This is a genomic window from Mesorhizobium sp. B4-1-1 (assembly GCF_006439375.1).
Classification (GTDB): Bacteria; Pseudomonadota; Alphaproteobacteria; order Rhizobiales; family Rhizobiaceae; genus Mesorhizobium.
The window spans coordinates 95,168-117,656 of record NZ_VFTH01000009.1 but is presented as its reverse complement, the minus strand read 5'-3'; the positions used below and the strand labels follow the sequence as shown (position 1 = coordinate 117,656).

The 22,489-nt window shown below is 63.6% G+C and carries 19 protein-coding genes and 1 pseudogene; 9 read left to right on the top strand and 11 right to left on the bottom strand.

Translation table 11 applies throughout. From position 1 onward, the window contains the following. Window positions 1–6: 6 nt before the first annotated feature. Complete coding sequence (locus FJW10_RS15005; RefSeq protein WP_140900687.1) at window positions 7–1,224, bottom strand: sulfotransferase; 1,218 nt, start codon at window positions 1,222–1,224, stop codon at window positions 7–9. After that, on the bottom strand, window positions 1,224–2,294 hold the full coding sequence (locus FJW10_RS15000) for a type III polyketide synthase (protein WP_140900686.1): 1,071 nt from the start codon (window positions 2,292–2,294) through the stop codon (window positions 1,224–1,226). Before FJW10_RS15000 ends, FJW10_RS15005 begins: the two co-directional genes overlap by 1 nt. 289 nt (window positions 2,295–2,583) lie before the next feature. Between FJW10_RS15000 and FJW10_RS14995 the strand changes: the two genes are divergently transcribed. Together FJW10_RS14995 and FJW10_RS14990 are read left to right on the top strand one after the other, a co-directional pair. Beyond that, window positions 2,584–3,288, top strand: coding sequence for a class I SAM-dependent methyltransferase (locus FJW10_RS14995; RefSeq protein WP_140900685.1), 705 nt, complete (start codon window positions 2,584–2,586; stop codon window positions 3,286–3,288). After that, entirely contained in the window at window positions 3,285–4,457 is a 1,173-nt protein-coding gene (locus FJW10_RS14990) for an NAD(P)/FAD-dependent oxidoreductase (protein WP_140900684.1), read from the top strand. Before FJW10_RS14995 ends, FJW10_RS14990 begins: the two co-directional genes overlap by 4 nt. Before the next feature lie 100 nt (window positions 4,458–4,557). Here FJW10_RS14990 and FJW10_RS14985 read toward each other — a convergent pair whose 3' ends face one another. Continuing rightward, window positions 4,558–6,486 carry an LTA synthase family protein gene (locus FJW10_RS14985; RefSeq protein ID WP_140900683.1) on the bottom strand — a complete coding sequence of 643 codons (1,929 nt, stop codon included), beginning with the start codon at window positions 6,484–6,486 and terminating at the stop codon, window positions 4,558–4,560. A gap of 277 nt (window positions 6,487–6,763) precedes the next feature. Here FJW10_RS14985 and fabD point away from each other — a divergent pair, with 277 nt between their 5' ends. From fabD to gmk, 7 genes are all read left to right on the top strand, one after another. Continuing rightward, window positions 6,764–7,705, top strand: coding sequence for an ACP S-malonyltransferase (fabD, locus tag FJW10_RS14980; protein WP_140900682.1), 942 nt, complete (start codon window positions 6,764–6,766; stop codon window positions 7,703–7,705). Window positions 7,706–7,933: 228 nt separating this feature from the next. Further along, complete coding sequence (gene fabG, locus FJW10_RS14975; protein ID WP_140900681.1) at window positions 7,934–8,671, top strand: 3-oxoacyl-[acyl-carrier-protein] reductase; 738 nt, start codon at window positions 7,934–7,936, stop codon at window positions 8,669–8,671. Window positions 8,672–8,869: 198 nt separating this feature from the next. Further along, window positions 8,870–9,106: an acyl carrier protein gene (locus FJW10_RS14970; RefSeq protein WP_006203723.1), complete on the top strand. Its 237-nt coding sequence runs from the start codon at window positions 8,870–8,872 to the stop codon at window positions 9,104–9,106. 34 nt (window positions 9,107–9,140) lie between these two features. Further along, window positions 9,141–10,403, top strand: a complete 1,263-nt coding sequence (gene fabF, locus FJW10_RS14965) for a beta-ketoacyl-ACP synthase II (RefSeq protein ID WP_140831269.1) — start codon at window positions 9,141–9,143, stop codon at window positions 10,401–10,403. 168 nt (window positions 10,404–10,571) lie between these two features. Continuing rightward, window positions 10,572–11,837, top strand: a complete 1,266-nt coding sequence (gene mltG, locus FJW10_RS14960; RefSeq protein ID WP_140900680.1) for an endolytic transglycosylase MltG — start codon at window positions 10,572–10,574, stop codon at window positions 11,835–11,837. Window positions 11,838–12,084: 247 nt separating this feature from the next. After that, entirely contained in the window at window positions 12,085–12,975 is an 891-nt protein-coding gene (locus FJW10_RS14955; protein WP_140831273.1) for a YicC/YloC family endoribonuclease, read from the top strand. Between the two features lie 4 nt (window positions 12,976–12,979). Next, the gene (gene gmk, locus FJW10_RS14950; protein WP_140900679.1) at window positions 12,980–13,654 is read left to right on the top strand and encodes a guanylate kinase; all 675 of its coding nucleotides are present in this window, start codon (window positions 12,980–12,982) and stop codon (window positions 13,652–13,654) included. 27 nt (window positions 13,655–13,681) lie between these two features. On the opposite strand, the pseudogene FJW10_RS14945 reads toward gmk, so the two are convergent. From FJW10_RS14945 to lptF, 8 genes and pseudogenes are all read right to left on the bottom strand, one after another. Then, window positions 13,682–13,975: pseudogene (locus FJW10_RS14945) on the bottom strand (type II toxin-antitoxin system RelE/ParE family toxin). Next, window positions 13,972–14,280 carry a type II toxin-antitoxin system RelB/DinJ family antitoxin gene (locus FJW10_RS14940; RefSeq protein ID WP_140900774.1) on the bottom strand — a complete coding sequence of 103 codons (309 nt, stop codon included), beginning with the start codon at window positions 14,278–14,280 and terminating at the stop codon, window positions 13,972–13,974. The pseudogene FJW10_RS14945 and the gene FJW10_RS14940 overlap by 4 nt, the downstream one beginning before the upstream one ends. 143 nt (window positions 14,281–14,423) lie before the next feature. Continuing rightward, window positions 14,424–15,269, bottom strand: coding sequence for a 16S rRNA (adenine(1518)-N(6)/adenine(1519)-N(6))-dimethyltransferase RsmA (gene rsmA / locus FJW10_RS14935; protein WP_140831275.1), 846 nt, complete (start codon window positions 15,267–15,269; stop codon window positions 14,424–14,426). Between the two features lie 7 nt (window positions 15,270–15,276). Beyond that, window positions 15,277–16,311: a 4-hydroxythreonine-4-phosphate dehydrogenase PdxA gene (pdxA, locus tag FJW10_RS14930; RefSeq protein WP_140900678.1), complete on the bottom strand. Its 1,035-nt coding sequence runs from the start codon at window positions 16,309–16,311 to the stop codon at window positions 15,277–15,279. Between the two features lie 36 nt (window positions 16,312–16,347). Next, window positions 16,348–17,271 carry a peptidylprolyl isomerase gene (locus tag FJW10_RS14925; RefSeq protein WP_140900677.1) on the bottom strand — a complete coding sequence of 308 codons (924 nt, stop codon included), beginning with the start codon at window positions 17,269–17,271 and terminating at the stop codon, window positions 16,348–16,350. A 238-nt stretch (window positions 17,272–17,509) separates the two neighbouring features. Further along, window positions 17,510–19,912 (bottom strand): LPS-assembly protein LptD, encoded by a 2,403-nt coding sequence (locus tag FJW10_RS14920; protein ID WP_181177540.1) that lies wholly within the window; start codon window positions 19,910–19,912, stop codon window positions 17,510–17,512. Continuing rightward, window positions 19,912–20,994, bottom strand: a complete 1,083-nt coding sequence (gene lptG, locus FJW10_RS14915) for an LPS export ABC transporter permease LptG (RefSeq protein ID WP_140680024.1) — start codon at window positions 20,992–20,994, stop codon at window positions 19,912–19,914. The genes FJW10_RS14920 and lptG overlap by 1 nt, the downstream gene beginning before the upstream one ends. A 2-nt stretch (window positions 20,995–20,996) precedes the next feature. Beyond that, window positions 20,997–22,193 carry an LPS export ABC transporter permease LptF gene (gene lptF, locus FJW10_RS14910; RefSeq protein WP_140900675.1) on the bottom strand — a complete coding sequence of 399 codons (1,197 nt, stop codon included), beginning with the start codon at window positions 22,191–22,193 and terminating at the stop codon, window positions 20,997–20,999. Between the last annotated feature and the right edge of the window lie 296 nt (window positions 22,194–22,489).

The following is a 22,489-nucleotide window of genomic DNA, read 5'->3' as shown; positions in this document are numbered from 1 at the left end:
CCCATGTCACCCAATGCGCGGTTGACTGTCAATATTGAGCGTCTCGCGAGCCAGCGCAGGCGCATCCCCGAAGCTGGAAGCGAGCGGTTCGAGGCGGGCTACGCGCGCTTTCTGCCCTTCCGTCAGGTCGGGATGGCGGTTGCGCAGCTGTTTGCCAAATGTCGCGGCGACCTGCAGCATGCGCTCCTCGCAGCCGCGGGAAAATGGCAGGTCCAGTTCGCGGTAGATCCGCTTCATCTCGCCCATCGGGTCGGCAATGAGATCCTGTAGTCGTACCTCTGCGAAGTCGGCGGCTGGAATCCGGGCTCTATCTGCCAGATAGTGCATCTCCGTCGCGAGATAATCGCGCGTGATGATCTCCTCCTGCTCGTCCTCGGGCAGCGGCGACTGCAGGGCGAATGCCCGTTGCAATTCTCGCACCAGAAAGATGTTGGACCGGAATACCGCTTCCGGCGAACGGGAGATGTGGACAAACTTGGCGCCCGGGAACAGTTCCAGCAGGGTGCGGACGCGAGCCGTATGGCTCGGCGACTTGAGCAGAAGTCGCCGCCCGCCTGCGACGAGAGTGAGCTTCTGGACGAATGCGAATTGATGTGAGCGCCAGCGGCTCAGCTCGTCCGCCGAAAGCGCGTCGAGATCGTGATATCGATTGAAGAAGGCTTGCCGGCCGGGAAGCACGGCGCGTCCAGCCAGGATCGACATCCCACCCAGATTGTTCAATGCGAAGTCGTCCTCGGCCGGCAGCCTGGCGCCCACCGGCACGACCGCGTCGAGGCGCGTCAACGGCAGCAAGGGCACGAAAAGGGTGCGCAGGAGAGCCCAGCCAAGGACGAATGTCTGAGGCGCTAGGACCTGCGGCCAGCTCGGCGATCTCAAACTTGGGTCTGCTGCCAGCAGGTTCTGCAAAAACGTCGTCCCGGATCGGAAGTAACCAAGGACGAACACGGGCGCGTTGTCCCGCTCCATCCGGGGAGGCCGCAGCCGCAGCCATGCTGCGAGGATCAGGCGCTCCGGCAGGGAGGCGATCGTGTTGATGCCGGAAAGCAGGAGCAGGAGCACCAGGCGTGGCCAGTAAGCGGGAGGGAACTGGCCTTCCGCGCGCCACAAGACCCGCAATACGGCGTCAAGCGGCGCCACGCACATGAAGTGCGGATACGGCAAGTAGGGCACCAGCCAGCGGGCTGCGAAAGCACGGACCCGGTGCCGGATAATGTTCGACTTCATCAGGCAGTCCGGAACATCATGGTCTCTGTCGTCAATCCGGGCCCGAACGCCATGCCGCAGCCGAGCAGGCCCGACGGCTCCTTCAGCATTTCGGCCATCACGAACATCACGGTTGCTGACGACATGTTGCCGTATCGCCGGAGCACTTCGCGCGATGCTGCTAGCGCGGTCGGCTCCAGTTTGAATGCCCGCTCGACTGCGTCGAGCACCGAGCGGCCGCCAGGATGCACCGCCCACAAATCGATCTCCTTGGCGGGCCTGCCGCCGAGGATGGCCGGATGCTCGTTGCGCAGCGTCTCCCGGACGGCGCCGGGAACCTGGCCGGACAGCACCATGTCGAACCCGTCGTCGCGGATGTGCCAGCTCATCAGCTCCTTGCGCTCCGCCGCCACGATGGCGTGGAAGCTTTCGAGCAGGATGCCATGCGGTTCGGCCGTCACCAGCGAGGCCGCGCAACCGTCGCCCCATAGGCAGAACGAGATCAGCTTCTCGAGCTTCGTGGCTTCCTTGAGATGCAGCGTGCACAATTCGATGTTGACGACCAGCACGCGTGCGCTCGGATCCGAGCGCACGATGTGGCGTGAAAGCTTCAGGGCATTGATGGCGGCATGGCATCCCATGAAGCCGACGATGGTACGCTCGACCGACGTCGACAGGCCGCATCGCTGCACCAGCTCCAGGTCGATGCCAGGCGCTGAAAAGCCGGTGCAACTTGTCACGATCAAATGCGTGATCAGCGAGCGGTCGTCGTTGGTCAGAAGTTTGTCGACGGCCTTTTGCGCGAGCTCCGGCGCGGCGGCTTCGTACATCCGCATACGGATTGCGGTGCTGGCGAACGAGCCTTTGACCGAGGTGCCGTCGCGGTCTATTGCCCCGCCGTGCGGATCGTCGGCAGGCGCAAAGCAGGAATAGCGATGTTCGATCCCGGCCAGAGCGACCATCCGCTCGAAGAGCGCAAGGCTTTGCGCATCGTTTTCAAGCAGCGAGGCTCCATAGCCGAGGAAGAAGTGATGCACGTCGTGTTCGGGAACACACGTGGCAATGCCATTCAGATACGCTTGAGGGGACAAGATAGCTCCGAGAATGAGCCCAATCGGGTCTCATAAGAGGTCTGCGTATTGGGGAAGCGTTCATAAGGTAAACGCCTGCATAGGGCATTTTATTGCGCGGCGCCGATATTTCTCATTAGCAAACTGTGATATCAGCCTCCGATCTTGCATGAAGGGACCGACCTTCGCTTCGCCATCCGGGTTGAGTTCACATGCGAGTTCCGCGATGAACAGTGCGCGCGGCCATGAAGGTACGACCGAATTCTATTGCCGGATTGCCCGCCGAGGCCCTAGATTTCCGATCCAGCGCATGACCGACATAAACATCCGGCATCTAGAGCCAGAACTCCTTGACGGCCTCCCGGCCGATGATTCCCGTGCGATTGCATCCCGTCGCGACCTCGTTCGCATCAATGCGTTGATGTTCCAGGCCAGGATCATGGCATCGCTGATGCGAGCGAATGTGCAAAAGCCACCGCTGCGCATCCTCGAAATAGGCGCCGGCGACGGAAAGTTCATGCTGACGGTGGCGCGGCTGATGGCGCGCTATTGGCCCGACGTCGAGATCGTCATGGTCGACAGGATCGGCCTGATAGGCGAGGACTTGCGCAACTCTTTCGCTGAACTGGGTTGGCGGGCGCAACCCGTAACTGCAGATCTGTTCGATTGGACACAGGACAGGCCCTTCGACCTTGTTTGCGCCAACCTTATCCTCCATCACTTCGATGACATGCGCCTGCTGGAGCTATTTTCTCGGATCATGACGATGGCCCCGACACTCGTCGCGACGGAGCCATTGAGAGCCAAGGTGCCACTTGTGGCGACACGGTTCCTGCGATTGATCGGCGCTTGCGCAGTAACGCTGAACGATGCGGCGCAAAGTGTCCGCGCCGGTTTTCGCGGCACGGAACTTTCACAATTGTGGCAACTGTCAGGTGGAACGCCTGTGATTGAGGGCCGCAGAGGCCTGTTCACGCAAGGTTTTGTCGGTGGCAGCATGCCCGACACGAAATGATGCATGACGCAATTGTCATCGGCGCCGGCCCTGCCGGCAGCTCCACCGCCATTGCGCTCGCCCAACGGGGTTGGTCGGTGGCAATGGTGGAGAAGGTGCCATTTCCTCGCCGAAAGGTCTGCGGCGAGTTTATGTCAGGCACCAGCCTTGCCTTGCTCGATCAGTTGGGCGTTGGCGAAAGCTGGCGCGCGGAAGCCGGGCCCGAAATACGTCGGGTCGGGTTCTTTTCGGGCGATGTCTCTGCGCAGGCCCGAATGCCGACCGCCAGGACGGGTCTTGGCCGCGCGCTCGGCCGCGATCGTTTGGATACCATCCTGCTGCAGGTCGCCGAACGTGCGGGCGTCGAAATTCTCCAGCCTTGCAAGGCGATCGCGATTCGTCGGCGCGATGACTTGCAATTTGTGACTGTGGAGTCGGGTCAGCAACAGAAGGTCCTCAGCGCACCTGTCATCATTGCCGCGCACGGATCCTGGGAAAGCGGGAAACTCCCGAGCCAGCTTGAAAGAACGAGCCAACCTTCCGACCTTTTCGGGTTCAAGGCGCATTTTACCGGCGCCGCGCTGGCGCCCGACCTGATGCCGCTGCTCGTATTCCCAGGCGGATATGGTGGAATGGTGACGGCGGACCATGGCCGGGTTTCAATCTCCTGCTGCATCCGCCGCGATGTTCTATCCGGGCTTCGCCAGCACTTTGGAAATCTTGCGGCGGCGGATGCGGTATCGCGCCATGTCCTGGCCTCGTGCCGAGGCGTAGCAACTGTGCTGGCCGGTGCCGAATTGGATGGCCCCTGGCTGGCTGCGGGACCGATTCATCCCGGTATCCGGGCCGGCTACGATCAGGGCATCTTCCGCGTCGGCAACATCGCAGGTGAGTCGCATCCCGTCATCGCCGAGGGGATTTCGATGGCGCTGCAATCGGGCTGGCTGCTTGCACGAGAACTGATCGCAACGGGCAAAGGTCACGAGGGCCGCGACGCCGCCGGTCATCGCTACGAACGCGAATGGCGTCGGCAATTCTCGACGCGTCTGCGTGCCGCGGCCTTGATTGCCCGGATAGCGCTTGGGCCAGGTGGCGCGACAGCCATGCGCGCCGTGATCAAGAGTTTTCCGGCGGCTTTGACGATTGGCGCGCGACTGAGTGGAAAGACCCAGCCCCTTCCAGGCTTTTGACGTCCAGATTGCGGCGACGAAACCTTCCGAGGCTCCGGAATTGGAGCATCGCTTCCCGCCATGGCCGGGATGGCTGTGATCAGCTTTGACTGCCGCCGCCTCAGCTCGTATGCGCGACGAGCTTGTCCACCGTTTCGGGAAAGAAGTCGGGCGCCGAGCGGCGCTTGCCGAACATTATGTCGTATTGGATGAGCCGGAAATCGTTGATCTTCGGGTCGATCTGCTTCTGCCTCGCCCAGTCCGGCGTCGCTTCGCCCGAGGGCGACAGGAGCAGGTTGCGGTCGACCACCCGGTAGTGTTCGCGCAGCGCGCCGAGGAAACCGGTGTAATAGGGGTGGGTGATGCCCGCGGTGGTCAGGATATGGTAGGGCAGGAAGGCCGGGCTTACCGAGCCCAGGTTCTGCACCGGACCGGAGCGGTTCGACCAGATGACCAGCGGCGTGTCGTGATGCTCGATCGCGGCGCCGGCGTTAGGCTCCCTGCGCGGCGCGACATTGTCCTTGAGATAGCCCGTCTCGACATAGACCGGTCCCAGCGGCGGCAGATGGTCGCCGAAGAAGGCGATGATCGTCGGCCGCCGGCGCGCCTTCGCCCAGTCGATCAGGCGCTTAAGGCCATGGTCGGCGTCGGCCGAGCCTTCGGCATAGGAGAGCAGCGATTCCCGCGCCCAGGAGCTGATCGGCGCATCGACCGAATGCGTCGGGTTGCTGTAGCGGTAAGGCTCGTAAGGCCCATGGTTCTGCAGGCTGACCGCAAAAAAGAACACCGGGTCGTCGCTGGCATCGGCCTCGCGGATGATCTCGTCGGTCATTGCCGCGTCGGAGGCAAGCGGGCCGCGCTTTTCCATCGGCGGCAGCGTCTCTTCAGACTTGAAGTCCTTGAAGCCGAAATCGGCATAGACCGCGCCGCGGTTCCAGAACCAGTTGGTGCCAGGATGGATGGCACGCGCATAGTAACCTTCGCTCTTCAGGAAGGTCGCCAGCGACGGGGTCGGGGTGCGCACATATTGCTGATAGGGGATCGAGCCCGCCGGCAGGAAGGCGTTGGAAAAGCCGGTCAGCGCCTCGAACTCGATATTGGCGGTCATGCCGCCGAATTCGGGAGAGAACATCGAGCCGGAGCGCAAGGCGCGCACTGTCGGGATCGGGTCGGGCTTGATGGTGACGCCGGGCAACTGCGTCGGATCCCAGAAGGATTCGCTCATCACCACCACGATATCCGGCTTCTCGTCCGGCACCGAAGCGGCGACGTCGGGACGCTGGATCGCGGCCATCGCCTTTTCGGTGTAGCCGGGCGGCGCCGAGACATGCGCCATCGGCACGTTCATCGCGAAAGCCAGCGCAAAGCCGTTGGAGGCGTAGTTTTCCTTCTGGTCCCACATGATCGGGATGATCTGCAGCCGGTCGCGCGTCCACGAGAAGGTGGCATAGTCCATGATCGAGACGAAGAAGGCGAGCAGCGGCACGGCAAGCGCCAGCCGCGCCAGGCGGCCTTTGCGGCTGAGGATCGGCACCCGCCTGCGCCAGGTCCGCCAGCCGTAGACAAGCAGCGTCAGCCCGCCGACGATGCCAACCGCCAGCATGACGGCCGTCCATGGCCGCTCGCGCACCAGAAGCGGCATCAGCGCCACGATCTGGCGGGCGAACAGGAAATCCGTCGGATAGAGCGGATCGCCGAGATAGTGCGATTTCTGGTGGCCGACAAAGGCCAGCGCCAGCGTCAGCGGCGCCACGATCATCAGGCTCTGGTGGCTGCGCCCGAATATGGCGTCCAGCCCGACCAGCACCAGGGCAAAGACGATGATGGTGGTCCAGCCCGGCTTGAACGGCTGCAGGAAGAAATCGACCGTGCCGAAGAAATCGCCGCGCACGATCAACTCGATCGCGAATACGAGCAGGGCGGAGACGAGAAGCGTCGTCAGGCCGTAGCGCACGGTCGGCCAGGCCCGTCCCGGCAGGTAGCCGGTGGACGGATCGTCTTCCAAAAACTGCGGCACGGGCTTGGCCGCGCCTTTTCTGATCCTTGCCACTCTACTTCCCCCGGCCAACGCGACACGCCTTCCAGGCCCGTCACGCTTCTGTCATCGAAATGTCACGCAAAGCTAGCGCCTGTGGCGGAAATAAGAAGAGCCAGCAAACTAAACGTGAGCGGTTTTCATCAGGTGTGATCGCCAAAAAGCCTTTCGGAACAGGGAGTCAGCTGGGTTTTCCGGCTGAAATGCTGGCTGAAGAGGCGCCGGCGGGCTTGACTTGGCTGTGCGCCTTGCGCCAGAGGCAGGGAAAAACCAGCCTCTGGAGAGACCCAAAATGGCCGTCGCATTCACCTTTCCGGGACAGGGCAGCCAGGCCGTCGGCATGGGCAAGGACCTCGCCGATGCATTCCCCGAAGCGCGCCGCGTCTTCGAGGAAGTGGACGCCGCACTCGGCGAAAAACTGTCGAAACTCATCTGGGAAGGACCGGAAGAGACGCTGACACTGACCGCCAACGCCCAGCCGGCGCTGATGTCGGTGTCGCTGGCGGCGATGCGGGCGCTTGAAGCGCGCGGCTTCTCGCTGAAGGACAAGGTGGCCTATGTGGCCGGTCATTCGCTCGGCGAATATTCGGCGCTTGCGGCGGCCGGCTTCGTTTCGGTCGGGGACGCCGCGCGGCTGCTTCGGACCCGCGGCAACGCCATGCAGGCGGCGGTGCCGGCCGGCGAGGGCGCCATGGCCGCCATCATCGGTCTCGAGCAGGCCGATGTCGAAGCGGCATGCGCGGAAGCGGCCAAAGGCTCCGTCTGCCAGGTCGCCAACGACAATGGCGGCGGCCAGTTGGTGATTTCAGGCGCCAAGGCGGCGGTCGAGCTGGCGGCGAAGCTGTGCACCGAAAAGGGCGCCAAGCGGGCGCTGATGCTGCAGGTTTCCGCTCCTTTCCACTCGGCGCTGATGGCGCCGGCGGCCGATATCATGCGCGAGGCGCTGGTGGGTGTGGCGAAGCAGGCGCCGGTGGTTCCGGTCGTCTCCAACGTGACGGTGACGCCGACCAGCGACCCTGATGAGATCGTTCGCCGCCTGGTCGCGCAGGTGACCGGCCGCGTGCGCTGGCGCGAGACGGTGGAGTGGTTCGGCGCCAACGGCGTCGCGACGCTTTACGAGGTCGGCGCCGGCAAGGTGCTGTCGGGCCTGGCGCGCCGCATCAACCGCGACATCGCCACCGGCGCCATCGGCACTGCGGCGGAAGTCGAGGCGGCGCTGGCGGCGCTTGGCTGAGGATCGCTCGAACGTTACCGGAGGTGTCGAATGTCTCCTTCGAAGATTGGTCGAAGCAAAACCGAGCACATGGAGGAGCACTATCGCATTGCAGCTGAGATTGTGGAACGCATTCGGCGCGATGACGAGGATGTCCTGAGACCGAAGATTTCTGGCATGGCCTGGATGATTTGACGTATACGGAACCGGGATCGCCCGCGGCGCATTCGGAAAAATGAGGTTGAGAAAATGTTCGAACTGACCGGCCGCAAGGCGCTCGTCACCGGCGCAACAGGGGGCATCGGCGAAGCGATCGCTAGGGTGCTGCACAGCCGGGGCGCTATCGTCGGCCTGCACGGCACCCGTGTGGAGAAGCTGGAAGCCCTGGCTGGCGAGCTCGGCGACCGCGTAAAACTGTTTCCGGCGGACCTGACCAACCGCGACGCGGTCAAGGCGCTCGGACAGAAGGCTGAAGCCGACCTCGAAGGCGTCGATATCCTGGTCAACAATGCCGGCATCACCAGGGACGGCCTGTTCGTGCGCATGTCGGACGCCGACTGGGATTCTGTGATCGAGGTCAACCTCACCGCCGTGTTCAGGCTGACCCGCGAACTCACCCATCCCATGATGCGCCGCCGCCATGGCCGCATCATCAACATCACTTCGGTGGTCGGCGTCACCGGCAATCCCGGGCAGACCAATTACTGCGCATCCAAGGCCGGCATGATCGGCTTTTCCAAGTCGCTTGCGCAGGAAATCGCCACCCGCAACATCACCGTCAACTGCGTCGCCCCGGGCTTCATCGAATCGGCCATGACCGACAAGCTCAACGACAAGCAGAAAGAGACGATCATGGCCGCGATCCCGACAAGGCGCATGGGCACCAGCGTTGAAGTGGCGTCGGCCGTCGCCTATCTCGCCTCCAACGAGGCGGCCTACGTGACCGGCCAGACCATTCACGTCAACGGCGGCATGGCGATGATCTGAGGCAAGGGCGGGCGCCTGTGAAAACAGCCATTTCGGCTTGGACGCCCGCCATTTTTCGTGTAATGCGGCCCGCAACCCGGCGGTTCGGGCAAAAACCGGTCCTGTGGCGTGCGTTGCCCGCGAGACCATCTTTCAGCTTGATTAGCGGCATTCCGCCCGCTAACGAAGATAGACAACTTAAGACGAGGATTGCCCCAAATGAGTGACACCGCAGAGCGCGTCAAGAAGATCGTCATCGAGCATCTCGGCGTCGACGCCGACAAGGTGACGGAGCAGGCGAGCTTCATCGACGATCTGGGCGCGGACAGCCTCGACACGGTCGAACTCGTCATGGCGTTCGAAGAAGAGTTCGGCGTCGAGATTCCGGACGATGCCGCCGAGACCATCCTGACCGTCGGTGATGCCGTGAAGTATATCGACAAGGCCTCGGCCTGAGTTCTTTCGCAGGCATTATCGGGGAGGACCTGCGATGAGGCGTGTCGTCGTCACGGGCCTTGGCCTGCTTTCGCCGTTTGGCATGGGCGTCGAGCACAGCTGGCGGGAATTGCTCTCCGGCCGCAGCGCTTGCCGCCGCGTCACCGAATTCGAGGTGGACGATCTTGCCTGCAAGATCGCCCACATTATCCCGCGCGGCGACGGCTTGAACGGCACCTTCAATCCGGAGGCCGTGCTTGAGCCGAAGGAACTGCGCAAGATCGGCGAGTTCATCCTCTATGGCATCGCCGCCGCCGACGAGGCGCTGGCCGATTCCGGCTGGAAGCCCCAGACGCATGAGGACCAGTGCGCCACCGGCGTGCTTATCGGCTCCGGCATCGGCGGTATCGACGGCATCGCCGAGAACGCGATGATCCTGAAGGAACGCGGCCCGCGCCGTATCAGCCCCTTCTTCATCCCTGGACAGATCATCAACCTGGTCTCGGGCCAGGTCTCCATCCGCCACGGCCTGAAAGGCCCGAACCATGCGGTGGTCACCGCCTGCTCGACCGGCGCGCACGCCATTGGCGACGCCGCCCGGCTGATCATGTGGGGCGATGCCGATGTGATGCTGGCCGGCGGTGCGGAGGCGCCGATCACCCGGCTGTCGATCGCCGGCTTCGCCGCCTGCCGGGCGCTCTCCACCGAGCGCAATGACAGCCCCGAAACAGCTTCGCGTCCCTATGATCGCGACCGCGACGGCTTCGTCATGGGCGAGGGCGCGGGCGTCGTCGTCCTGGAAGAGCTGGAGCATGCCAAGGCGCGCGGCGCCAAGATCTATGCGGAAGTCACCGGCTATGGCCTGACGGGCGACGCCCATCACATCACCGCGCCGGCAGAAGATGGCGATGGCGCCTTCCGCTGCATGACGGCGGCGCTGAACCGGGCGAAGCTCTCGCCGGCCGACATCGACTACATCAACGCGCACGGCACCTCGACCATGGCCGACACGATCGAGCTCGGCGCGGTCGAGCGCCTGGTCGGCAATGCCGCCTCGAAGATCTCGATGTCGTCGACCAAGTCGTCGATCGGTCATCTGCTGGGCGCCGCAGGTGCCGCGGAAGCGATCTTCTCGATCCTGGCCATCCGCGACAACATCGCGCCGGCGACGATCAATCTCGACAATCCGGAACGCGAGACGGCGATCGATCTTGTGCCGAACAAGCCACGCCAGCGCCAGATCGACGTCGCGCTGTCGAATTCCTTCGGCTTCGGCGGCACCAACGCCTCGCTCGTGTTCCAGCGTTACGATGGCTGAAGGGCCAGCCGGAGCAATTCCAGGAAGAGTGCGCAGCGGTTTTCTACCCGGTATTGCTCAGAGACAGACAACCAGCCGGCAGTTCCGCCACCTGCCGTCATTTTTGCCAAATTCTTCCCTAGCTTTTTGCCGGGGGATTCGTTGCAAGATCAGACGGTAGGGCGCGCCATGAGCACAAATCCGGGCAGCACAAATCCGGGCGGCGACGGGGAATTCGGACGGCAAGGCACAAACGGGCCGATCAGGCCGAAGACCGCGGCCGAGGCGTTGCGCCCGGAAGCCGGCACGCCGCCGCCGTCGAAGCGCTCGCGCGCCTCGCGCAGCCAGGTCGTCGTCTTCCTCAATTTCTTCCTCTCCATGGTCATCCTGGTCGTGCTCGCCTCGGGTGTCGCGCTCTATTTCGGCATGCAGGCTTTCGTCGAGCCCGGCCCATCCGCCAATGGCGATACCTTCCTGATCAAGCCGAGCACCGGCGTGCAGGAGATCGCCGACCAGCTGGAACGCCGCAACCTGATCAGCGATGCCCGCATCTTCCGGCTGGGCGTGCGCGCCACGGGCAATGAATCGGCGCTGAAGGCTGGCGAATACGCCATCAAGCCGCGCGCCTCGATGCGCGACATCATGGAGCTCTTCAAGAGCGGCAAGTCGGTCATGTACTCACTCACCATTCCCGAAGGGCTGACGGTCGAGCAGGCGCTGCGCCGCGTCGCCGAGCAGGAGGCGCTGACCGGCGATATGCCGCCGGCCTTGCCGCCGGAGGGCAGCATCGCCACCGACACGCTGCGCTTCACCCGCGGCGCCACAAGGCAGCAGATGGTCGATAAGCTGATCGCCGACCAGAAGAAGCTGGTCGACGACGTCTGGTCGCACCGCGCGCCCGACCTGCCGATCGCCAACATCGACGACTTCGTCACGCTGGCCTCGATCGTCGAAAAGGAGACGGGCAGGAGCGACGAGCGCTCGCGCGTCGCCGCGGTGTTCCTCAACCGCCTGGCCAAGGGCATGCGGCTGCAATCCGACCCGACCATCATCTACGGCCTTTTCGGCGGCAAGGGAAAGCCGGCGGACCGGCCGATCTACCAGTCGGACCTCGACAAGCAGACGCCCTACAACACCTACATGATCAAGGGCCTGCCGCCGACGCCGATCGCCAATCCGGGCCGCGCGGCGCTGGAAGCGGTCGCCAATCCGTCGAAGACCGACGACCTCTATTTCGTCGCCGACGGCAATGGCGGCCATGTCTTCGCGGCGACGTTGGAAGAGCATAACCAGAACGTTGCCCGCTACCGGGCGCTTCAGAAGAAGCAGGCGGACGCCGCCGCCAAGGCTTCCGGCCAGACGACGGCGCCGGCCGCTCCCGATGGCAACGGCGACAGCGGCGATGCCGGCGCCAATGGCGAGAACGGCGACGCCGGCGTCGGCGACGCGCAATAGGCGCAATGCATGTCGCCCAAAAGTGCGCAGCGGTTTTGGGAAAACGACTTGCATCAAACGCACTGCATGTCGCCCAAAAGTGCGTAGCGGTTTTGGGAAAACGACATGCATCAAACGGAAGTACGCGTCCTTTGACGCGAGGCCGTATTCATGTTTTGAGGGGGCGCCGGCCTTTCGTCCGGTGATGTTTGGGGCGCGCAGCGCTGGGCCACGCATGCCTTGACTGCGACAGGGGGACGACAGGGCAATGAGCCTGCAAAGCATGACCGGTTTTGCGCGGTCCGCCGCCGAAAGTGATGGCACGTCGATCGCCTGGGAGGTGAAATCGGTGAACGGCAAGAGCGCCGAGGTGAGGCTGAGGTTGCCGCAGGGTTTCGACCGGCTGGAGACGGCGGTCCGGCAGACGATTCAGAAGCGCTTTGCGCGCGGCAACTTCCAGGCGACGTTGACCGTCGGCCGCGCCGCCGCCAGGCAAGTCCAGCCGGTGGTCAACGAGGCGTTTCTCAAGGATCTGGCGGGGCTGGCCAAGCGTTTGCAGGAGCAGTTCGGCACCGAGCCCGCCACCGCGGATGGCCTGCTTTCCCTGCGCGGCGTGCTTGACATCCCCGAGGCCGTGGAGACCGAGGAGGAGCGGGCTACCCTCGATGCCACGATCCTGTCGGCGCTCGAGGCGGCGCTCGCCGGCCTTGAACAGGCGCGCCTCGGTGAGGGCGCGGCACTTGGCGCGCTTCTTTCCGGCCATGTCGACACCATCGAGACGCTGACGCTGAAGGCGGAGGCCGATCCCTCGCGCGAACCTGCCGCGATCCGCGCGCGCATCGCCGAGCAGATGCGTCTGTTGATGGATGTCTCGGCCAATCTCGATGCCGTCCGGCTGCACCAGGAAGCGGCCTTCCTCGCCACCAAGGCCGACATCCGCGAGGAGATCGACCGGCTGAAGACACATGTCGCTTCGGCGCGGGCGCTGCTCAAAAGCGGCGGCGCCGTTGGCCGCAAGCTCGATTTTCTCGCGCAGGAATTCAACCGCGAATCGAATACGTTGTGCTCGAAGTCGAACGCCGCCGCGGTCACCGCGATCGGGCTGGAGCTCAAGGCGGTGGTCGACCAGTTTCGCGAGCAGGTCCAGAATCTGGAGTGACGGGATGGTTGCCAAGGAACCGACGGCCCCCAGGGATCTGGGGTCCCGCATCCGCCGTCGTGGATTGATGCTGGTGCTGTCGTCGCCGTCGGGCGCCGGCAAGTCGACGATCGCGCGCAATCTTCTGGAAAGCGATGGAAGTCTCGAGCTTTCGGTCTCCGTCACGACAAGGCCGCGCCGCGGCTCGGAAATCGAGGGCGTCCACTACCATTTCCGTACCATGCGCGAGTTCGAGCGGCTGCGCGACTCCGACGCGTTGCTCGAATGGGCCGAGGTGCACGGCAATTGCTATGCGACGCCGCGTGAGCCCGCGGAAATCGCGCTGGCCGAAGGCCGCGACATGCTCTTCGACATCGACTGGCAGGGCGCCCAGCAGCTCAAGGAGAAGATGCGCGCCGATATCGTTTCGATCTTCATCCTGCCGCCGTCGATGAAGGAATTGAAGGCGCGCCTAAAGCGTCGCGCCGAGGACCAGGAATCCGTCATCGAGACCAGGCTGAAGAACGCCCGCCTCGAGATCGAGCATTGGAAGGAATACGACTTCGTCATCGTCAACGACGATCTCGACCGCGCCTTCGCCGAGGTCCGCGCGATCGTGACGGCGGAGCGGCTTCGGCGCGACAGGCGCCCTGGCCTGTTCGATTTCATTTCGGGGTTGCTGGACGAGAAGACGACATAGCTGGCCGGACAAGCCGGATAAATAGCGTCAGCTGTCTGCAAGATCGTCCGGCCAGCGCTGTGCTCCATGAAGCACACGCAGGATTCGTATCCTGCTCTCAGCTATCTGATAGGCCACGATATATGGCGTGCCGACGATGACAAGCTCTCATGTTCCTGAAAGCCTGCCGGTACGGCCGCTCTCGGGAATGTCACGGAGACGGCCTATCGCGGCGACAATCCGCTCATCGATCGCGACCGCGGCGGCAGGGTTGTCAGCCTCGATATGCGTGAATATCCCATCGCGATCCGAAAGTGCGAATGCCGACCATACGATCTTCAAGATCTAGGCTCACTGACCTTGCGGCGTGCTGCAGCGTGTCTTTCGGCAAAATGCGACTCGACTTGTTCGTCAGGAATGTCGGCTCGGGTGTCGTCCAGAGCCTCGCGCACCTTGGCGCGAAACCACACATCGTAAGCCTCACTGTTTGCGAGCAGATCGATGGGCAACGCGCCCTCGTTGGCGGTTCGGGTAAGAAGTATCCGCACCGCATCCGAAACCGTGAGTCCCATGCTTTCGAGCACCGCGGAAGCCCGATCCCGGATATCGGCGTCGATACGCGTCTGGACAAGTGCGTTCGTTGGCATGGCCATCTCCTTTGCCATGAATGTAATGCGTTTGAATGACGGTTGCCAGCGCAACTTTCCCCTTAAGGAGCGCCATACTTTTGCAGGTTCGCGCCGCCCCTCATCTGCCGGCATTCTTCTCCCCGTGAACGGGGCGAAGAGAACTACACCGCGTTCGTCAACCTGACGAACTCCTCGACGCTCAGCGTTTCCGCCCGACGCGTCGGGTCGATGCCGGCGCGGGTCAGCAGCGCCTCGCCGCCCAGGCTCTTCACGCTTTGCCTGAGCATCTTGCGGCGCTGGCCGAAGGCGGCCTCGGTGACGCGGCCCAACTTTCTGGCGTCCACGGGCAGGGGAGATGGGCGAGGCACCAGATGCACCACCGATGAGGTGACCTTCGGCGGCGGCGTGAACGCCTGCGGCGGCACGTCGAAGGCGATCCTCGCCTCGGTGCGCCAGCCGGCAAGCACGCCGAGCCGGCCATAGGCGTCACTGCCAGGAGCCGCGGTGATGCGCTCTGCCACCTCGCGCTGGAACATCAGCGTCATCGACTGGTAGAAGGGCGGCCAGTCGGCCACCGTCAGCCAGCGGATCAGAAGCTCCGTGCCGATATTGTAGGGCAGGTTGGCGACGATCTTCACAGGCGCGCCGTTCGCCGCGCCGGCGAGTGCGGCAAAATCCGTCTTCAGCGCATCGCCGGGAATGATCTCGAGCCGGCCGGGATAATGGCTGGAAACCTCGGCCAGCGCTTCGAGGCAGCGCTCGTCGCGCTCGATGGCGATCACGCGCCGCACGCCGTTGAAGAGCAGCGCCCGCGTTAGTCCGCCCGGGCCCGGACCGACCTCGATCACCGTCGCCTCGCCGAGATCGCCGGCGGCGCGCGCGATCTTGCCTGTCAGGTTGAGGTCGAGCAGAAAATTCTGCCCGAGCGCCTTCTTGGCCTGCAGGCCGTGCCGCTCGATCACCTCGCGCAGCGGCGGCAACCCGTCGATTGTGGTGCGTCCGCTCAATGCATCCTCACGCGGCGGCGGCCTGCCGTCCGCTGTCGGCCAGCCGGCGCGCCAGCCTCAAAGCGGCGATCAGGCTGTCGGCGCGCGCGATGCCCTTGCCGGCGATGTCGAAAGCAGTGCCGTGGTCGGGCGAAGTGCGGATGAAGGGCAGGCCGAGCGTCACGTTGACCGCCTCGTCGAAGGCTAAGGTCTTGGCCGGGATCAGCGCCTGGTCGTGATACATGCAGAGCGCCGCGTCATAGCCGGCGCGCGCGCGCGGATGAAACATCGTGTCGGCCGGCAGCGGTCCGATCGCGTCGATGCCTTCCGCCTGCAACATCTCGACGGCGGGAGCGACGATCGCTGCATCCTCCAGCCCCATGGCGCCGCCCTCGCCGGCATGCGGGTTGAGCCCGGCGATCGCAAGCCTCGGCCGGGCGATGCCGAAGCGGTTCTTGAGATTGGCGGCGGTGATGCGCGCGGTTGCGACGATCAGCTCCGTCGTGAGCATTTTCGGCACTTCGGCCAAGGCGATGTGGATGGTCACCGGAACGGTACGCAGGTCCGGTCCGGCCAGCATCATCACCGGCGTCACGTCCCTGCCGGTGTGGCGCGAGGCCAGATGCGCCAGATACTCTGTGTGGCCCGGAAAGCCAAATCCGGCATCATAGAGCGGCTTCTTGGCGATCGGGCAGGTGACTATCGCCGCGGCGCGGCCGGCGAGGCAGTCCGCGACGGCGCGGTCGATGGCTTCGATCGTGCCTGCGGCATTGGCCGGGTCTGGCTCTCCTGGGCTGTCGACATGACGCGCATAAAGCGGCACGACGGGCAGTGCGCGGGAAAAATGATGCGCTGCCTGTCCTGGCAGCGTCTCGGCAATCGCAACATTTGCGCCGACCAGGCGGGCGCGGGCTTCGATCAAAGCGGGGTCGGCAAGCAGGTAGAAGGGCGGCACGCCGGCGCTGTCGCCGGCCTGCCAGGCAGCGATGGCGATTTCGGGCCCGATGCCCGAGGGATCGCCGACGCTGAGCGCCAGCGGCGCATCGGTCTTCTGCGCGCTCATGCGGTGGGCCGGCTGCGGTATCGCACGCTTGTCGCCCTAGCGTTCGACGATCTTGGCCTTCTGGCGCAGCTCGGCGACATATTTCTTGCTGAGTTCGTCGGCGTCCTTGTCGTTGCTGCCTTCGGCCTGGAACACCATCTGCGCGGCCTTGTCGTCGGAAACATCGCGCGAGGAGCAGACGCCGATGAATTCGACGCCGCGCTCGGTCTCGCGGGTCGGCGTCGCGGCGCCGACCTTGGTCGCCTTGATCTGCTCGGCCCAGTCGGACGGCAATTGTGGCGCCAGAAAGCGGCCGAGATCACGCACGGTGACGTCGAGCAGGCCCTTGGCGAAGTCGCGCGTGGTGTTGCAGCCGCTGAAGCGGGCGCGCATGGCGTCTGCCTCGCGCTTGCGTTTGGCGAGCGTGGCGCCGCGCTCCGACGCGGGCACCACGAAGATCACCTGCTGCAGCATGTATTCCGTCGCGGTCGGCTTTGCGCCGCCCTTGTCCAGCATGCGCCGCACGGCATCCTGCTCGGTCACCGAGCCGCCTTCACCGGAGCGGTAGCGAGCGCTGAGCGCCTGGTTCCAGGCCATCTGGGCACGGATGAATTCCTTGAAATGTTCCTTGGTGACGCCCGACTGCGCCATGATCGCGTCGAGTTTCGCCAGCGGCATCTTGTTGCCCGAAGCGAAGCGCTGGTAGGCGGCGTCGACCTGCTGGTCGCTGATGCGGATGCCGAGCCGCTTGGCCTCGGCCAGCCGCAGCGTCTGGTCGATCATCTCCTGCGCGGCATCGCCCTTCTTGTGCTGCAGCTTGAAGAAGGCTGCGCGGTGCGCGATGTCGCCGGTGGTGATCGCTATGTTGTTGACGACATACTTGATCTCAGCGGCGAAAGCAGGCTGCACGACAGCCGTGACCGAAACCGAGGCCGCTGCCACCAGAAGCGCGAATCCCGTTGAAAACAGGTATTTCCTCATCTTACCTTCCTAATTTTTCCCCATCCCAATTTTCCCCACCATCGCGGCGCCGCGCGTCCTCCGAACGCCTGCGCGATGCGGTCGACCCCCATGCCCATCTTATGCGGCGAAACGATGTCACCGGCGCATGGCCCTGAGAATCAGGCCCATTTTCGAAGGAACACGCTCCAGATCAAGACCAAAGCCCATCAGCGCTCCAGTCGACGCACGGCTCGGAGGCCGCGCGCCTGCCGCTTGGTCACTGGATGGTATCGATCGAGCTTGTTGACGAACCGAAATCGCCGAGCGTGCGGAACGACAGGTTGAAACCGATGTTCTGCGACACTTCCTTGGTGACGGTGTCACGCGTCTGCGAATACGTCATGATGTAAGTGAAGCAGGAATCATTGTAGGCGAAGCCGACACCGTCCTTAACCAGAACATTTGTCTCGATGTCGTAGGTGCCGGTGCCGAACAGCCGCCAGTTCTGCGCCAGATGGGTCGAGGCGCCGAGCGTGAGCTCGTGGCGGTCGGTGGTGAAACCATAGAGCGGCTGCGCCTCGATGAAGGCATATTTGGCGCTAAGCGATATCGGCAGGCTGGAATAGGCGGCCTTCACTTCGGCGCGCCTGACCTCGAAGGTCTGCTCGTCGAAACGCCCGCTCAGCGAACCGGAGAAACCGCTCGGGCTGTTGAAGCCGACCAGGCCGACGTAATCCGAGGTCCGCTTGTCCAGACCGGATTCGGCCGCAACGTTTACAAGATCGGGCGCGGTAAAAGAGTTTTCGCCGGCGAGCTGATAGGACTGGCCGAAGATGGCGTTCGTGCCCCAGCCATTGTCATAGGCGCCTGAATAGCGGAAGCCGACATTGGCGCGCGTGCCGCCTTCTATGCGGTCGTAGCCCGAGAATTTGTCGCGCTCGAACAGTGTGGTGGCGTCGAAGACGAAGCTCTGCGCGTCTTCGTTGGGAATCGCCAGCCCGCCGACATATTGCTCGTTCGGGCGCACGAAGACCTGCGCGGTCGGTTCCAGGATGTGGCTGGAGCTAGGCATCGAGAACAGCAGCGGCCAGCGCGCTTCGAGGCCGAGCGTGGCCATGTAGCGGGCAAGCGACGAGCGCATGTCGACGTCCTGGCCGAGATTCGTCGCCATGTCGTTGACCGCCGCAAGTGAAGCCGAATTGGCGTTGACGTAGCCGGCATCGCCGCGGAAGGCGAGCAAAGGCGTCAGCTGCAGGCCGTTATCGGTGGTGAAGGTCCGCTTCCACTCGGCTTCCGCGCTCAGCCGGCTGGATTGCCCCTCGATTCCGGGAACCCGTTCCACGTTCGAAAACTTGTCGAAAGTCTCATCCAGCCGGTTGCGGCTGATCACGCGTGCGTTGACGTTGAACGACAACTGGCCGCCGGCCACCGAGGTGTCGGGGACATAGGCGTAGTCGAGCGACGGCAGCACCCAGGGTTGCTTGGACGCGCGCGCCGTCGGGTCGCTGGAGAGCGTGTCTTCCTGCACCTCGAAGCGCATGGCGCGGACGTCGAAATAATTGCGGTCGCTCAAGCCCGTCAAATAGATCGACGACTGGTGGACGAGGTCGCTGTAGCCGTCGATGTTGTAGGTGCGCGAGAATTCCTTGTCGGTCTGGAGCAGCACGTCCCAGCCGAAATTCCAGCGCTCGTTGATGGCGAACTGGCCCTTGGTGCCCATCATGCCGCGGAACTTGTTCGGATCGTCGGCCGGCCCGGAATTCACATTGCGGATACCGGAATCGACAAACGCGTTGGGATCCTGCTGGTTGATGCCGGCGATCTTCAGCGTGTACTGGCCGTTGTTGAAGCGCTGGCGCCACTCGGCCTCGCCGAGGAAACCCTGCTTGGTATAGCCGCTGCCGGTGACGGTCAGGTCATAGGTCGGAGACAGCGCGAAGTAATAGGGGACTTTGACGCCGACGCCGAGATGGTTGTTGTAGACGATGCCGGGGATCAGGAAGCCGCTCTTGCGCTTCACCGTCGGGTCGGCGATCTCGAAGGCCGGCAGGTAGGCGAGGGGGAAGCCGAAGAACTCGAAATTCGAGTTCTCGAAGCGGACCGTCTTCTTCTCGCCGTTCCAGATGATCTTGCGCGCCTTGACGCGCCAGGTCGGCGCTTTGTCCGGCTTGTCCTCGCAAGGTTCGCAGGCGGTGTAGACGCCGTTGTGGAAGGTGGTGAGCACGCCGCCCATGCGCTCGGCACTCTCGGCGGCGAAATAAGCCTTGTCGATCGTCTCGACACGCAACGCGTTGAGAAAGCCGTCGGCGAAGTCGTCGGTGATGTCGATATGGTCGGAATTGACCTTGGTGCCGTCGCTGTTGATCAACTCGACGGCGCCGCTGGCGACGAGGCGCTTGGTGTCGCGATTGTAGACCACACGCTGGGCGACCAGCTTGTTGCCGCCATAGTCGATCTGCACACCGCCGACGGCGGTCACCGTATGCTTGTCGTTGTCATAGACGAGCGTATCGGCGGCCAGCAGCATCTGCGTGCCGGAAGGGACGGACTTGGCAGCGATCGTCTGCGCCAGCGCGGGCACCGTCGGCGCCGCGCAGGCGAACAGACACGCCAAGGCAGTCGCCCCATAGAGGCGTGCCAGACCGGCCTGCCTATGGCTGCGCAAAACCGCCTCCCTCACTAGCCGTCTTCCTTGTATAGCAGAAAGGTCACCCCAAAGAACATAGCCACGACAACCGGAACCCATGCAGCCACCACAGTAGGCACGAATCCGGCGACACCGAATGCCTTGACCAGTACCGAAACGACATAAAGCAGAAAGCCGGCCACGACGCCACCCAGAATCATCGTTGCCGACTGCCCCATTCGCGCAAATCTCATTGAAACCGTTGCAGCAATCAGCGTCATGGCCACGAGAAGGAACGGCAACGCCACCAGTGAATCAAATTGCATGGCGAAGGCGTTTGCCTTGAGTCCGAAGGAACGGGCGACCTCGATCTTGCGCGGCAGCTCGTAGAAGGGGATGGTTTCCGGACGCGCCAGCCGCTCCTGCACGAATTCCGGCTTCAGATTCGTCGGCACCTTGTCGGACGCCAGCGTCTGGATATTGCCGCCCTTGAAGACCTTGACGTCCTGCAATTCCCAATAGCCGTCGCGCAGGAAGGCCTTGGCGGCATCCTTGCGCTCGGTAATGTTGCCCTCATGGTCGAGGACGAAAAACACCGCATCCGCCATCTCCAGCCCCTGGTTGAGGATGGCGCGGGCGCCGATGATGGTGTCGCCCGATTCGGTCTTTTGCCGAAGCCACGGCGTGACATTGGTGGTGACTGCATTCGATTTGCCGGCCCGCAGGTCGTTCTCCATCTGCTCGGACCAGGAAAAGCCATGCGCGGCGATCGGGTTGATGATGGCGACCGACAGCACACCGAACATCAGCGCGCCGACGCAGCAGGGGAACAGGAACTGCCAGGCCGAGACGCCGGCCGAGCGCGCAATCACCAGCTCGTAGCGGCGGTTGAGCGATACCAGCGTCGCCATCGCCGAGAACAGCCCGACGAACGGCACCGTCTGCAGCATGATCATCGGCATCCTGAGCGCCGAAATCGCGAAGGCAATGCCGTAGGTGAAGCCGGGCAGCCCAGTCGTGCGGCCGGAAAGCTCGGTAAAGTCGATCAGGAACACCAGCGCCAGCAGGCCCAGGAAGAACCAGAAGGTGATCGAGACGTAGCGGAAGAAGAAATAGCGGCCCAGCGTCCAGCCCATCGTCAGGCTCCCTGGCCGTAAGTGCGCCGGGCGAGCCAGAGCTTGAATGCCATCCAATTGTCGCCGGTGCGCTTGGCAAGGTTCGTCAGCCAGTCGGCCCAACTGACCGGCAATTCCATGGTGCGCGAGGAGACGATGAACCAGACCGAAACCGCGGAGGCGATGATCGGTATGCCGTAGAGCAGGTAGACGTAATACCAGACCTTGTCGGCCTTGCCGGCGGCGAAGAAGCCAAGCCATCGCACGAAAAGCGCGATTGCGATCGCCGTGATCAGCGGATTGATGCGCGCTTCGCGATGCGAGCGCGCATCGCCCGCCACCGCTAGAGCGATCAGCGCAAACACCAGCGAATAGGACCATTCGGCGAAACGCTGGTTGAGCTCCGCACGATAGCTGCCCGGTTCGCGCTGGAACATCTTGTCGTTGGGATCCGGGTTGAGCAGATACGCCGTCGTCCGGTCCTTGGGCAAAAGCGTGATGTCGTTCGCCGCCGACAGGAAGGCCGACATGTCGAAGGCGTAAGAGGTGAAGCGGATGACGGAGAGGTCGCCGGTCACCGACTTGCGGTTGATGACGCCGTCATTCATCATCAGCACCTTCTCGTCGCCTTTTTCGACGATGCTGCCGGTCTTGGCGTAATAGGTGAGGCTGGCCCCTTCCTCGCGCGAATCGGCGACGAAGATGCCCCCGAGCCGGTTGCCGGGAAGCCGTTCGCCGACCTGCAGGTAAAGGCCTTCGTCGATCTTGCGGAACGTGCCTTCCTGGATGATCAGCGACACGAGGTCGGCGCGCGAGGCCGCCACCAGCTGGCGGTTTTTTTGCCTGGCATAGGGGTCGGCGGCGTTGTCCACGATGAAGGAAAACGCGCAGGCAAAAGCCGCGAGCAGCAGGATCGGCCGCGCGATCGTCCAGCGCGAGGCGCCCGCGGCGCCGAGCACCGCCAGCTCCGAATCGGTGTTCATCGCGCTCAGCGTCTGCGCCACCGCCACCACCAGGGCGAAGGGCACCACGATCGGGATGATGGAGGGGATGATGAGCGCCGCGACCTCGAAGAAGGTCAGCGCCGATTGGCCGTTGTCGGTGACGAGGTCGATCTTGGCCAGCACCTGCGTCGTCCACACGATCGCCAGCGTCCAGACCAGCGATGCGAGGAACATCGTCAGCGTGCGGCGCATGATGTAGCGTTCAACGACCTTCATGAAGGCTTTTCTCGATTTTGCCGAACGGCATCATGCCAGCCGACAAGGTAGTGATCCGGCGCCGCCCGCACAACTGGGTCATAGGCGGCTCGCTCCGGTTCGTCGCCCCACGCCGCGTGCCCCGGCGCGGCGGAGTCTCCGCGTCAATGGATAAGAAATGCAAAACATCGATGGTTAACAGCACGTTACGGCAGCAAGCTAAGGTCGTGCCGAGGCGAATCCTTTGTCTATGGTGGCGCTGATATAGACAGCGATTTCGGCCAAAGTCTTGCCAAATGGCTGAAAACGACCAAATG

Bases quoted from the DNA above. Each gene is read 5' to 3' on its own strand.
- FJW10_RS15005 (WP_140900687.1), bottom strand. From the start codon at position 1,224: ATGAAGTCGAACATTATCCGGCACCGGGTCCGTGCTTTCGCAGCCCGC.
- FJW10_RS14995 (WP_140900685.1), top strand. From the start codon at position 2,584: ATGACCGACATAAACATCCGGCATCTAGAGCCAGAACTCCTTGACGGC.
- FJW10_RS14990 (WP_140900684.1), top strand. From the start codon at position 3,285: ATGATGCATGACGCAATTGTCATCGGCGCCGGCCCTGCCGGCAGCTCC.
- fabD (WP_140900682.1), top strand. From the start codon at position 6,764: ATGGCCGTCGCATTCACCTTTCCGGGACAGGGCAGCCAGGCCGTCGGC.
- fabG (WP_140900681.1), top strand. From the start codon at position 7,934: ATGTTCGAACTGACCGGCCGCAAGGCGCTCGTCACCGGCGCAACAGGG.
- FJW10_RS14970 (WP_006203723.1), top strand. From the start codon at position 8,870: ATGAGTGACACCGCAGAGCGCGTCAAGAAGATCGTCATCGAGCATCTC.
- fabF (WP_140831269.1), top strand. From the start codon at position 9,141: ATGAGGCGTGTCGTCGTCACGGGCCTTGGCCTGCTTTCGCCGTTTGGC.
- mltG (WP_140900680.1), top strand. From the start codon at position 10,572: ATGAGCACAAATCCGGGCAGCACAAATCCGGGCGGCGACGGGGAATTC.
- FJW10_RS14955 (WP_140831273.1), top strand. From the start codon at position 12,085: ATGAGCCTGCAAAGCATGACCGGTTTTGCGCGGTCCGCCGCCGAAAGT.
- gmk (WP_140900679.1), top strand. From the start codon at position 12,980: ATGGTTGCCAAGGAACCGACGGCCCCCAGGGATCTGGGGTCCCGCATC.
- FJW10_RS14940 (WP_140900774.1), bottom strand. From the start codon at position 14,280: ATGCCAACGAACGCACTTGTCCAGACGCGTATCGACGCCGATATCCGG.
- pdxA (WP_140900678.1), bottom strand. From the start codon at position 16,311: ATGAGCGCGCAGAAGACCGATGCGCCGCTGGCGCTCAGCGTCGGCGAT.
- FJW10_RS14925 (WP_140900677.1), bottom strand. From the start codon at position 17,271: ATGAGGAAATACCTGTTTTCAACGGGATTCGCGCTTCTGGTGGCAGCG.
- lptG (WP_140680024.1), bottom strand. From the start codon at position 20,994: ATGGGCTGGACGCTGGGCCGCTATTTCTTCTTCCGCTACGTCTCGATC.
- lptF (WP_140900675.1), bottom strand. From the start codon at position 22,193: ATGAAGGTCGTTGAACGCTACATCATGCGCCGCACGCTGACGATGTTC.